Genomic DNA, 11504 nt, shown 5'->3' with positions numbered 1-11504 from the left:
AATATTGAGGTTTGAGACAGATATGGCTCCATAAAAAGAAGTGTGATACCCTGATTGTTTTTTTCAACGGCTGGGGAATGGATGACAGACCGTTTCGACCGCTTATGGCCGAAGAATATGATGTCTGTATGTTTTTCGATTTTCGCACCATGGAGACGACAGATCGGGATATGGAAGCGCTCTTTACTGCTTATAAAGAAGTGATTCTGGTAAGCTGGTCCATGGGGGTCTGGGTCGGACAGAAAATATTCGCCCGGAAAAGAAAATTATTTACGAGGACAATTGCCATAAACGGTACCCTTTGTCCGGTTGATGATACCAGGGGTATCCCTGAAAAAATCTATGATGATACCCTGGCGGAATTTGGGGAGGAAGCCAGGAAGAAGTTTTACCGCAGGATGTGCAGGGAAAAGACAAATTTAAGAAAATTTCTGAGTAATCAGCCCGAAAGAAGTATTGTAAGTCAGCGTGGAGAGCTGGAAATACTCAGGAAAAGTACTGACTGTGTTCCAGCTGGTCTGTCTGTATATGACGAAATTATTGTCGCAGAGAATGACTGGATTATCCCCACACGTAATCAGTTATATTTCTGGAAAGACAGGGCTATTAAAACTTTGCCAGGGTTTCATTTTCTTTTTTACGAATGGCAGAGCTGGGACCAGCTTGTCTGTTCTGTTACGATACGATGAAAACAGTACTGGATAAAGAACGTGTTGCCAAACATTTTGGGTCATGTCTTGAAACGTATGAAGACAATGCCACTGTTCAACAGGAGATCAGCAGGCAGTTTTTTAATCTGCTGTCCCGGCATGAGATTTCAGCGTTTTCAAGGGTTCTTGAAATTGGATGCTGTACCGGGTTTCTGACGGAATTAATCTGTTCGGCACATGTTGTAAAATCGATCTGGCTCAACGATATTGTCCCGGAATTCTGCTCAATTACCGCTGAAAGAATAAAGAGAAATGTCAAAGAAATACATCTTCTTCCCGGAGATATAGAAGCGCAAATTTTACCGGAAGGACTCGATATTGTTCTCTCCTCATCCACTTTTCAATGGCTTCAGGACCTCGAAAAACTCTTTGCCCGAATTCATGGTTGCCTGAATGAAGGTGGTATTCTGGCTTTTTCTCTCTTCGGCCCGGGCACCATGGAGGAAATCCGCTCACTTACGGGAAGAGGACTGCCTTATCTTGAACATTCTGAACTTCAAAAGATAACAACCGCCTTTTTTGATCTCGTTCATATCCACAGGGAAAGAAAACGTATTTATCTGCCGTCTGTCAGAGCTGTGCTTCGACATATACGGAAGACCGGGGTCGGGGACTTGGCAGCCCCGGGTGGAAGGTTTCGGAATTCAGAAAGTTTGAAAGGGAGTATAGAGCACGTTTTGAAGATGATTTCGGGATTCCGGTAAGCTATGTGGCGATTTTCATAATTGCCCGAAAAACTGGAGAAAAAATTGAAAAAGGTTTACTGCATAACGGGCATTGATACGGATATTGGTAAAACTGTTGCTGTCGGCCTTATGGCGAGAGCATTGCAGGAAAGGGGAATCAAGGTGATTACCCAGAAAGCAGTTCAGACCGGATGTACGGATATCAGTGAGGATATCGTGGTTCACAGACGTTTGATGGGGATCGACCTTCTTGATATGGACAGGGAGGATCTGACATGTCCCTACCTGTTTTCTGTCCCCTGCTCGCCACACCTGGCGGCGACGCTCGATGGCAGGACCATTGATATTGGCAGGATCAGGAGGGCGACCGATCTTCTCCTGGAACAGTTTGATGTGGTGCTTTTTGAAGGAGCCGGTGGTTTATCTGTTCCCCTGACTGAGGATATCCTCTTTATTGATTATCTGCAGAAAGAACAGTATCCTCTCATCCTCGTGTCCGGTCCGAAACTGGGATCCATCAATCACACTCTCAACAGTCTGGAGCTGGCCCGGAGAAGAAATCTGCAGGTCGCTGCCCTGATTTATAACAGGTTCATTGATGAGGATGAGAGAATCGCTGTTGATTCAAAGGAAATTTTTAAAAAATTTATGATAAAAAATGGTTTTACAGGGCCGGTAATCGATCTTTTTCCGCTTTCAGAGTACTGGAACGGTTCAATCCCGTTTCCTGATTTCCAAGGTGTTTTTAATGAATTATAAGATAAAAAAGCTCTGTCTGACCTGTAAATATTACAGGTTGAAAAATAGTCAAAGCGGTGTTTGTCGTGTGGACAGAAAAAACAGTTCGGACTATCCAAAAAAGACAAACGAAGACAGTTGCAGCAGGTGGCTGGACTGTGGTCAGCAGTATTATATTCGTGTGGGCTGGATCAAGGCTAAACAGGCTGCAGAGTGAGAAAACGGTAAATTCACCGTCTTTTCTTGGTAATATGGTGAATATGTGGTATTGATGTCGGTTTTCACCTAACCCGCATCTTTGGCAGGTAGCGTAGACTCCGAACCTGCCAATTGCAGGATTGAGGTTTCAGCACGTATGAATATGAAGAAATTGCATAAAATTCAGTTATAGAAAGAGAATGAACAAGATTCCCGGCCCGGTAAAGCTGATTATAAAAATCGTCCTCAGTATTGCTTTTTTTTCGGTACTGCTTTCTTTTGTACGGGGGAATGAACTGCTTGAGCTTTTTTCCCGGATCAACTGGGTGTTTTTTTTGTTGTCCTTCGTTGTGACCGTTGTCATGGTTGCTGCGAGTTGTGCAAAATGGAAATTGATTCTCGACTTGAAAGACGATATTCCATACCGGGAGTTATTTCGGATTTACATGGTGGGTTATTTTTTTTCTAATATTCTGCCCTCCACCGTAGGGGGTGATGTCGTCCGTTCATATTACGCAGGAAGATTGATTGAGAACCAGGGATACTCTGCCGTCAGTGTATTTGTTGAACGTTTTTCTGGTATTTTCTTTCTTTTTTTCCTGGTGACAGTGGCTCCACTCTTTCAAACCGGGCTCTATCAGAGCCCCTATATTTTATTTCCGGCACTGGCCGGAGGCTGTCTTGCCATGATTACCATCTGGGTCTGGAAGGCAGAAAACCCTTTTGCACTCCCTGACGGGATTGCCAGGTTTTGCCTGGCCATATTGCGTAAAACGGGTGATGTTCCTTTGCTGGGATTTTTTAAAAGAGTTGCCGACAGTCTGGAAAGACTGTATTCAGGCATTATTGATCGTTTAAAAAAACTGCGGAAGGAACTGGATGTTGCGATGGCCGCGGTAAGAGAAAACAAACGTTTTCTCCAGCGTCTTATCCTTCTTACTGTCCTGTTCTATCTTCTTACATGGGTGAATGTGTATACAGCCTTTATGGCATTTGATGTTCATGTCGATTTTCTGGCTATCTGTGCCATTGTTCCGGCTATAATGCTGGTTGCCCATGTACCGGTCACATTATTGGGGAATCTGGGTTATTTTGAATCGGTCTTTGTTTTTTATTTTCTGCTGGTGGGTGTGGGTGGTGCTGAATCCCTGGCCATGGGGTTGCTGCTTCGCCTGAAAATGCTGTTTATGGGTGCAATCGGTTACATCGTATACCTGACGTACAGGCAGAAATTTATTCCTGATACTGCCGACACTCTGCAACATGGTGGAAATAAAGAAATCTGACTTAAAAATTTTATGTGGAGATATTGCTGTGTTACTCTCTATTGTTATACCGTTGCTCAATGAGGAAAAAAATATTCCCCTGTTATACCAGGAGCTGAATGAAGTTCTGAGTGCAATCGATCATGAATATGAAATACTCTTCATCGATGACGGTTCCACCGATCGAAGTCTTGAGCTCCTGAAAGAAATACAGGAAAAGGACAGTCATGTGGTGGTAATCAGTTTCAGGAAAAATTTCGGTCAGACAGCAGCCATGGCTGCCGGATTTGATTACGCCGAAGGGGATGTCATTATTACTATGGATGCTGATCTGCAGAATGATCCCCACGATATCCCGAAACTCCTGGTGGAGATTGAAGCTGGTAATGATGTGGTGACAGGATGGCGTTATGACCGTAAGGACGCCTTTATAAACAGACGGTTGCCTTCCATTATCGCCAACAAGATTATCTCGAAAACTACGGGTGTCAATCTCCATGACTATGGCTGTACCCTGAAGGCATTTAAGAAGGAAGTGATTAAAAATGTACGATTGTATGGTGAGATGCACAGGTTCATTCCGGCAATTGCTTCCGGAATGGGGATAGATTTTACCGAGGTCAAGGTGAATCACAGGCCAAGAAGGTTTGGTTCATCCAAGTATGGTATCTCGCGGACTATCAGGGTTATTCTTGATCTTATGACCGTTAAATTTCTGCTCAGCTACGCCACCAGACCGATTCAGGTTTTTGGTCTGATGGGTGTTCTCTGTGGTGGAATCGGTTTTCTCATTGCTCTTATTATGACCATACAGCGGCAGTTCATGGGAGTTCCTCTTGCCGACAGGCCTCTTCTTTTTCTGGCAGTACTGCTTATTTTCATAGGTATTCAGTTTATTTCACTTGGGCTGATTGCCGAACTTCAGGCCAGGACATATCACGAGTCACAGAGTAAACCGGTTTATTTCGTTAAACATGTTTTCGGAAGCGAGCAGGAAAGTGGGGAACAGTAATGTCAATGGAAAATCCATTGATTGAGATTGTTATTCCCAATTGGAACGGCCGGCAGATGCTGGCCCACTGTCTGTCTTCTCTTGAGGTCCAGACAAACCGAAATTTTTGTGTAACGGTTGTGGATAACGGTTCGGAAGACGGTTCCCTGGAATTGCTGGAAAATGAATTTCCCAAAGTCAGACTTCTCCGGTTCACGGAAAATCGCGGCTTTTCAGTGGCGGTCAACCGGGGAATCCGCAAAGCGCGGGCATCCTGGATACTCCTGTTGAATAATGATATGGAAGTGGCACCTGACTGTCTTGAACACCTGATCCAGGGGATAGAAAAATACAAGAAGTATGATTTTTTTGCCCTGAAGATGATCAATTTCAATAATCGGGACTTTCTTGACGGGGCAGGAGATGCCGTGCTGCGTGGCGGAGTCGGCTATCGACTTGGTACAATGGAAAAGGATAGTGATATGTACCGGGTTGACAGGGATGTTTTTGGTGCCTGTGGTGGTGGCGCCCTGTACAGTAGAAAGTTTTTTGATAAGGTTGGTCTTTTTGACAATGTTTTTTTCGCCTACCTTGAAGACGTCGACTTGAACCTGAGGGCGAGGCGGTTGGGTATGCGCTGCCGGTATCTCTCTTCCGCCATGGTCTTTCATATCGGCAGTGCCACTACGGGAAAGAAAGTGAATGCGTTTACGATTCGGTTGTCTACCAGGAATAATTTTGCTGTAGTGGTCAAGAATTACTCATTTGGCATGGCTCTGCGTTTTCTCTTTCCTTTCACCATTTATCAGTTTGCCTGGCTCCTTTTTGTTGTTAAAAAGAGGATGTTTTTCTCATATTGCAGGGGTATCCTGGAAACATTCAGGCTTTTGCCGGAGGTTATCGGCAAAAGAAGGGAAATCCTGGCTGATCCCGGTAATATTTTGGAAAAAGAGTTCAGGCGTGCTGTTGTCACTTCGGAAAAAGAAGCGGTGGAGTCGATAATGGCACGAAGGAGCGCGGAAGGGAAAACAAATCTTCTCTTTGGGTGGTATTGCAGGATATTCTTCTGATCGGGGTCCTTCCATGACTGCCGGAATACATATAATCATTGTTACCCATGATTCTCAGGAAGTCCTGCCCCAGTGTCTTACCCACCTGGCCGCGCAGACTGTTGAAATAACATCAATTATCATTGTGGACAGTGGTTCTGCAGACAGACAGTACCTGGAATGTTGCAGAAAGGCAGACAATATCAAGCTGGTGAAGACTGGTAATATAGGTTTTGGAAGGGCAAATAATCTCGGGTTTTCCCTTGTACAGGATCTTGAGGGAATAGTCGTGTTTCTGAATCCGGATACCTTTCTTCCCCCGGGTTTTCTTGCCAAAGTCCTTGATGTAATGGATGGGAAGAAGAAAATCGGCATACTTTCCGGTAAACTTTTGGGCTATGATCCGGGAAAAAACAGGGCTACCGGGAAGATAGATTCCACCGGTATCTTCCGCAAATGGTATGGTCGCTGGTATGACCGGGGTATGGGGGAGAAGGATCGAGGCCGGTATAATAAAAAAAATACTCTGCCGGCAGTTTGCGGAGCGTTAATGATATGTCCGGTTGAGGTACTGAGAAGATATGGCGAAGAAGTTTTTGACCCGCTTTTTTTTCTGTACAAGGAGGACATTGAACTTTCACTGCGATTGCATCGGGATGGCTATGATCTTGTCTATGAGCCCTGTCTTGTTGCCTTTCATTGCCGTGGCTGGAGGAGAGACAGGAGGAAGATTCCTTTTAATCTGCGTCTCATGGCCTCGAAAAACGAGATACAGCTCTACAGGAAACATCCGTCACCATACATTCTCTGGGCAATTACAAAATATCTGCTGGTGAGGTTTTGCAGGCTATGACCGGGCAAGGATTCAGGTTTGAGGGATGGACGTGACAAAGGCTTTTGAAAAAAACGCATTCAGCATTCTTATTCCAACCCTCAACGGGGGAGATACGCTGGAAAAACTGTTTGTCAGTCTGAAGAAACAAGATCTGCAACCTGCTGAAATCCTTGTTGCAGATTCATCATCTTCAGATGGAACGGTGGACATCTGCAGGAAATACGGAGCCAGGGTATGGAGGGTAAACCGTGAGGATTTTGATCACGGCGGAACCAGGACGTTTCTGGTTGGAAAAACCAATCGGGAAATAATAGTTTTTCTGACTCAGGATATCGAATTTGCATCTTCTGCTGCCCTGCGGCTTCTTATAGAGCCTCTCGTGGGGAATGGTGAATCATGTGTCTGCTCCTATGGTCGCCAGCTTCCTGCTGCTGATGCGAGCTGGCATGCAGCTTTTCTTCGGCGCTTTAATTACCCGGAAAGGTCACAGAAACGATCTTTTAACGATCGTCAAAAACTGGGACTGCGGACAATTTTTACATCCAATTCTTTTGCAGCCTATCGGCGGAGGAATCTTCTTGCGGTTGGAAGCTTCAGGAACGGTTTGATTTTTGGTGAGGATACCTGTACTGTGGGGAAAATTCTTCAGGATGGAGGCACGATAGCCTATGTTGCCGAAGCTGCAGTGTATCACAGCCATAATTATTCATTGCAGGGAGAGTTCCGGAGGGCCTATGATACCGGCGTTCTGCACTCATCGGAAAAATGGTTACTTGATACCTTTGGGACCGCTGAAGGGATCGGTTTCAGTTTTGTCCGTTCTGCTTTTGCACAGTTGTTGAAGGAAGGAAAGTTTATTACAGCAATAGAATTTATCATCCGTACAGGATTAAAGTTTACCGGCTATAGGTTGGGCAGAAAATATACTCTGCTGCCACCGTTTTTACATTCTTCGTTCAGTATGAACAGAACCTGGTGGCAGCGCCGGAATACAACCTGAATCCACCACGGATTCAGGTAAAAAAATAAAAAAACAGGATGCTGTTCCACTGACAGTTTCATTCCTGGTCGATCATATATAAGTGTATGTTATCAATAAATCTTCGTCAGCAGAGTTCCCTGATCGCCAGGCTGCTGCATCTCTTTGACTGCTGTTTTACTGTCGGTTATCTTTCACTGCTGGTTCTTTGGTACAGGGTTCCGTGGAGTCCATATTATACCCGTCTTCTGGTTATCACCTTTGTTCTCTGTTTTATCAGTTTTCAGTCGTTTCAATTATATCGTTCCTGGCGTGGATGGCGTTATTTTATTGAGTTTCTTGTGATTTTGAAAGCTTGGGCAGCTGTTATCGGCTTGTTGCTGTTCTATTTTTTCATATTCAAGATATCCATTGCCTATTCCCGGGTCGTGTTCCTGGTCTGGTCGGTTACCACTCCGTTTTTTCTCTTTTTCATTCATGTCCTTGCCCGAAAAATGCTCAGAGTTATCAGGGCAAAGGGAAAAAATGTCAGGCGGGCAGTGGTGGTGGGAGCCGGAGATCTTGGTATAACACTTGTCAAGGAAGTCGAGGAAATGCCCTGGGCGGGGATAGAGGTACTCGGTTTTTTTGATGACAAGATAGATGAAGAAACAGTTACGGAAGTCTATGGAAAACCGGTGCTCGGAAATATTTCCGCCATCAACGGTTATCTTGAACAACATGATATTGATTATGTGTATATTGCCCTGCCCATGCGGGCAGAGAGAAAAATTTTTACTATCCTCAGAGAATGCAGATCCCTTGGAGCCAGAATTTATCTCGTTCCCGATCTCTATGTTTATGGTCTTCATCACGCGGAGATTCAGTCCCTCGGGGATTTGCTGATATTGAATTTTAATCCCCACACAGAGTGGAAGCGGGGGTTCGATCTCTTTTTTTCACTTGCTGTGCTCATCTGCTTTTCCCCACTGATGATTGTTATTGCCCTGCTGATCAAAATCAGTGACGGCGGCCCCGTCTTTTACAAACATAAAAGGATTACCGCGGCGGGAAAAACATTTGACTGTCTGAAGTTCAGAACAATGAAAGTTGGAGCAGACAGGGAGCTCCAGAAACTGCTTGATGAAAATGACGAACTCAAAAAAGAGTGGGAGCAGCATTTCAAACTAAAGAATGATCCACGTGTAACCCGGTTTGGCAGATTGCTGCGACGGACGAGTCTTGATGAGTTTCCACAGTTTATTAATGTTCTGAGGGGAGACATGAGTGTGGTCGGAGCCCGACCAATTGTGGGGGATGAACTGAACGATTTTTACAAGGAAAGCGCGGGACGCTACTGCTCCATGAAGCCAGGTATAACGGGGCCCTGGCAGGTGGGACGTCGTTCCGACGTGGATGAATACGGTGAGAGAGTTCGCATGGACGACTGGTACATTCTCAATTATTCTTTATGGACTGATATAAAAATTATTGCCAAGACTGTCTATTGTATGGTGAAGGGCAACGGAGCATATTGACTGCGGAGAAAAGGTCATGGGAAACTGTTTTGCCGGAAAGAGGATTGTAGTGGGTGTAACCGGCTCAATAGCCGCTTTTAAAGTGGCAGGTTGGGTGAGCACACTGGTTAAGGAAGAGGCGGAAGTAAAAGTGATTATGACCGAGTCCGCAACCCGATTTGTAACACCTCTCACCTTTTCTGCTCTCACAGGAATAAAGACGGTGGGGGATATGTTTGCTGAAAGTGATGATCCCATGCTTCATATCAGTCTGGGAGGTGAGGCGGATGTTCTGCTGATCGCTCCCGCTACTGCCAATACCATTGCAAGTCTGGCTGCGGGAATTGCCGATAATCTTCTCACCTCAACAGCCCTGGTCACCCGGACGAAAGTTCTTGTCTGCCCGGCCATGAACACCAGGATGTATGATCATCCGGCAACCATCGAAAATATTCAAAAACTGAAAACATTCGGTTATGAAATTATCGAGCCGGGTTATGGGAGGATGGCATGCCGTGATGAGGGGAAGGGGCGGCTGGCTGACTGGGAAATTGTGGAGGAGTACCTGGCAAGAGCTCTTACGCAACAGGATCTTGCGGGAAAAACGGTTCTGGTAACAGCAGGACCTACGAGGGAGCCCATTGATCCCGCCCGTTTTCTGAGTAACAGATCCTCAGGAAAGATGGGATATGCTATTGCCAGAGCAGCTTTTCGCCGAGGAGCGAAGGTGATTCTTGTCAGTGGTCCCACAGCTCTTACCTGCCCTGCAGGGGTGAAACGGCTGGAGGTCCAAACTGCACAAGAGATGTATGAAACTGTTCTTCAACATTCAGAACAGGCTGATATTATAATTAAAAGTGCAGCTGTTGCAGATTATCGACCAGGTGAGCAGGCCGTTCACAAAGTGAAAAAAGAAGAGATATCCCCAGCTCTTTCTCTTGTCCAGAACCCTGATATTCTTCTTGAACTTGGTAGAAGAAAAAAAAAGGGCCAGCTTCTGATCGGGTTTGCCGCTGAAAGCAGGCGATTGCGTGAGGAAGGTGAGAAAAAACTGAAGAGAAAAAACCTGGATCTTATTGCCGTAAATAATATCAGTGGAGAAAATACGGGTTTTGAATCTGAAAGCAATCAACTCCTTCTTCTTTCAAAAAGCAGGGTAGAGCAGTTGCCCCTCACGGGTAAACTGCATACTGCCGATTTACTTCTGGACAGGATTTGTTCTCTGTAACTCCAATTCTTAACCTGAAAGAGACTCCGGGTGTAACTGGTTGCTCAAATTGAGTTGCCTGTAATCACATGCAACTGAATGTATGGCGGATTCATGTAAAAAAATGTTGGGATTATGACAAAAAGAGAACGTTCCCTGCTTATTGTGGCATGTTATGGTCATTTTATGAGCCATTTCAATATGATGGTTTTTCCAGCGGTGCTGTTACCACTCTCGGCAAGGCTGGGGCTCGAGATGGCTGACACCCTTGGTCTGTCTTTTCTGATGTATCTTCTTTTTGGATTGTCGGCACTTCCGTGGGGATTTCTTGCGGATCGGTTCGGACCGAGGAAACTGCTTTCCGTCTTTCATCTGGGAGCAGCGGTTTGTGCATTCGGGGCAGCCATGTGTATTGATAGACCTGCTCTCTTCAGCTTTGCTCTGGCAGGAACAGGTTTGTTTTCAGGTATTTATCATCCGGCAGGCCTTGGCTGGATTGCAAGAGAAACAGAAAAAACCAGTACTGCCATGGCAATAAACGGGATGTTTGGCAACCTGGGTCTTGCGGCCGCGCCATTTATTGCCGGAATTATAAATTATTTTTACAGTATAGATACACTATACATTGTTGTGAGTGGAATGAATCTTCTGGGGCTGGTCTTTCTACTTCCCGGCAGGGCCGGGGTGACCGGAGGAGGGGGAAAAAAGCATTCTGTTCCGGTCAAGGTGAATTCGTTTTCATCCTGGACCCCTTTTTATATTCTTCTGGTGGCCATGATGCTTGGAGGAATAGTTTATCGTGGGACATCCGTTACCCTGCCGTCTTATTTTGAGCTGAAAAACGGTGGACTTTTTGACTTCCTCACCCGTCTGACCGGAGGAATGGGATCTGCCAATGTAACGGCGACACTTTTTACCTCCATTATTTATATCGGTGGTATGGCTGGTCAGTTTTTCGGTGGTATGGTCGGAGAAAAATATGATCTTCGGGGCAGTTATTTTTTATTCCACGCGATTACCATTCCAGCGGCAATAGGGATGGCCCTTACGGCTAATATACCATTAATCTTTTTTGCCATTCTCCATGGTTTTTTTCTCCTGGGCATGCAGCCTATCGAAAATACGCTCGTAGCAAGACTTACTCCTCCAAAGCTCATCAGTTCAGCTTATGGTATGAAATTTATTCTCACCTTTGGGGTTGGGGCGCTGAGTGTTAAAATAATCAAAATGATAAAGCTGCACTGGGGGATAGAATGTGTTTTCTATGCGCTTGCAGCGGTATCTCTGCTGATCTGTCTTGTGATCGTGTTTCTCTGGCGAAAAACCTCAGAAAGAGAACTGTAATTCTCA

Annotated in this window: 12 protein-coding genes; all 12 read left to right on the top strand. The window is 45.3% G+C overall.

The annotated features are described in order from the left end of the window. The first annotated feature begins 11 nt into the window (after nt 1-11). The 12 genes from LO777_RS08200 (at nt 12) to LO777_RS08145 (ending at nt 11498) form a co-directional block, all read left to right on the top strand. On the top strand, nt 12-689 hold the full coding sequence (locus LO777_RS08200) for a DUF452 family protein (protein ID WP_228857026.1): 678 nt from the start codon (nt 12-14) through the stop codon (nt 687-689). Then, entirely contained in the window at nt 686-1414 is a 729-nt protein-coding gene (locus LO777_RS08195; protein ID WP_228857025.1) for a methyltransferase domain-containing protein, read from the top strand. The genes LO777_RS08200 and LO777_RS08195 overlap by 4 nt, the downstream gene beginning before the upstream one ends. Nucleotides 1415-1459: 45 nt before the next feature. Next, nucleotides 1460-2155, top strand: a complete 696-nt coding sequence (gene bioD / locus LO777_RS08190) for a dethiobiotin synthase (protein WP_228857024.1) — start codon at nt 1460-1462, stop codon at nt 2153-2155. Continuing rightward, nucleotides 2145-2351: a hypothetical protein gene (locus LO777_RS08185; protein ID WP_228857023.1), complete on the top strand. Its 207-nt coding sequence runs from the start codon at nt 2145-2147 to the stop codon at nt 2349-2351. The genes bioD and LO777_RS08185 overlap by 11 nt, the downstream gene beginning before the upstream one ends. A gap of 181 nt (nt 2352-2532) precedes the next feature. Beyond that, nucleotides 2533-3618: a lysylphosphatidylglycerol synthase transmembrane domain-containing protein gene (locus LO777_RS08180; protein WP_228857022.1), complete on the top strand. Its 1086-nt coding sequence runs from the start codon at nt 2533-2535 to the stop codon at nt 3616-3618. Between the two features lie 28 nt (nt 3619-3646). Beyond that, nucleotides 3647-4609: a glycosyltransferase family 2 protein gene (locus LO777_RS08175; protein WP_228857021.1), complete on the top strand. Its 963-nt coding sequence runs from the start codon at nt 3647-3649 to the stop codon at nt 4607-4609. Further along, nucleotides 4609-5658, top strand: coding sequence for a glycosyltransferase family 2 protein (locus LO777_RS08170; protein WP_228857020.1), 1050 nt, complete (start codon nt 4609-4611; stop codon nt 5656-5658). The genes LO777_RS08175 and LO777_RS08170 overlap by 1 nt, the downstream gene beginning before the upstream one ends. Nucleotides 5659-5671: 13 nt before the next feature. Next, the gene (locus LO777_RS08165) at nt 5672-6490 is read left to right on the top strand and encodes a glycosyltransferase (protein ID WP_228857019.1); all 819 of its coding nucleotides are present in this window, start codon (nt 5672-5674) and stop codon (nt 6488-6490) included. 25 nt (nt 6491-6515) lie between these two features. Then, a complete protein-coding gene (locus tag LO777_RS08160) occupies nt 6516-7472 on the top strand; it encodes a glycosyltransferase family 2 protein (RefSeq protein WP_228857018.1) in 957 nt (318 codons plus the stop codon). A gap of 86 nt (nt 7473-7558) precedes the next feature. Continuing rightward, on the top strand, nt 7559-8968 hold the full coding sequence (locus tag LO777_RS08155; RefSeq protein WP_228857017.1) for a sugar transferase: 1410 nt from the start codon (nt 7559-7561) through the stop codon (nt 8966-8968). Nucleotides 8969-8984: 16 nt separating this feature from the next. Then, entirely contained in the window at nt 8985-10175 is a 1191-nt protein-coding gene (gene coaBC / locus LO777_RS08150; RefSeq protein ID WP_228857016.1) for a bifunctional phosphopantothenoylcysteine decarboxylase/phosphopantothenate--cysteine ligase CoaBC, read from the top strand. 114 nt (nt 10176-10289) lie between these two features. Then, nucleotides 10290-11498, top strand: a complete 1209-nt coding sequence (locus tag LO777_RS08145) for an MFS transporter (RefSeq protein WP_228857015.1) — start codon at nt 10290-10292, stop codon at nt 11496-11498. Nucleotides 11499-11504: the final 6 nt, after the last annotated feature.

It is taken from the genome of Desulfomarina profundi (assembly GCF_019703855.1).
Taxonomy (GTDB): Bacteria; Desulfobacterota; Desulfobulbia; order Desulfobulbales; family Desulfocapsaceae; genus Desulfomarina; species Desulfomarina profundi.
This window is presented reverse-complemented; position numbering and strand designations above follow the sequence as displayed.

Bases quoted from the DNA above. Each gene is read 5' to 3' on its own strand.
- LO777_RS08195 (WP_228857025.1), top strand. From the start codon at position 686: ATGAAAACAGTACTGGATAAAGAACGTGTTGCCAAACATTTTGGGTCA.
- LO777_RS08185 (WP_228857023.1), top strand. From the start codon at position 2,145: ATGAATTATAAGATAAAAAAGCTCTGTCTGACCTGTAAATATTACAGG.
- LO777_RS08180 (WP_228857022.1), top strand. From the start codon at position 2,533: ATGAACAAGATTCCCGGCCCGGTAAAGCTGATTATAAAAATCGTCCTC.
- LO777_RS08170 (WP_228857020.1), top strand. From the start codon at position 4,609: ATGTCAATGGAAAATCCATTGATTGAGATTGTTATTCCCAATTGGAAC.
- LO777_RS08165 (WP_228857019.1), top strand. From the start codon at position 5,672: ATGACTGCCGGAATACATATAATCATTGTTACCCATGATTCTCAGGAA.
- LO777_RS08160 (WP_228857018.1), top strand. From the start codon at position 6,516: ATGGACGTGACAAAGGCTTTTGAAAAAAACGCATTCAGCATTCTTATT.
- LO777_RS08155 (WP_228857017.1), top strand. From the start codon at position 7,559: ATGTTATCAATAAATCTTCGTCAGCAGAGTTCCCTGATCGCCAGGCTG.
- coaBC (WP_228857016.1), top strand. From the start codon at position 8,985: ATGGGAAACTGTTTTGCCGGAAAGAGGATTGTAGTGGGTGTAACCGGC.
- LO777_RS08145 (WP_228857015.1), top strand. From the start codon at position 10,290: ATGACAAAAAGAGAACGTTCCCTGCTTATTGTGGCATGTTATGGTCAT.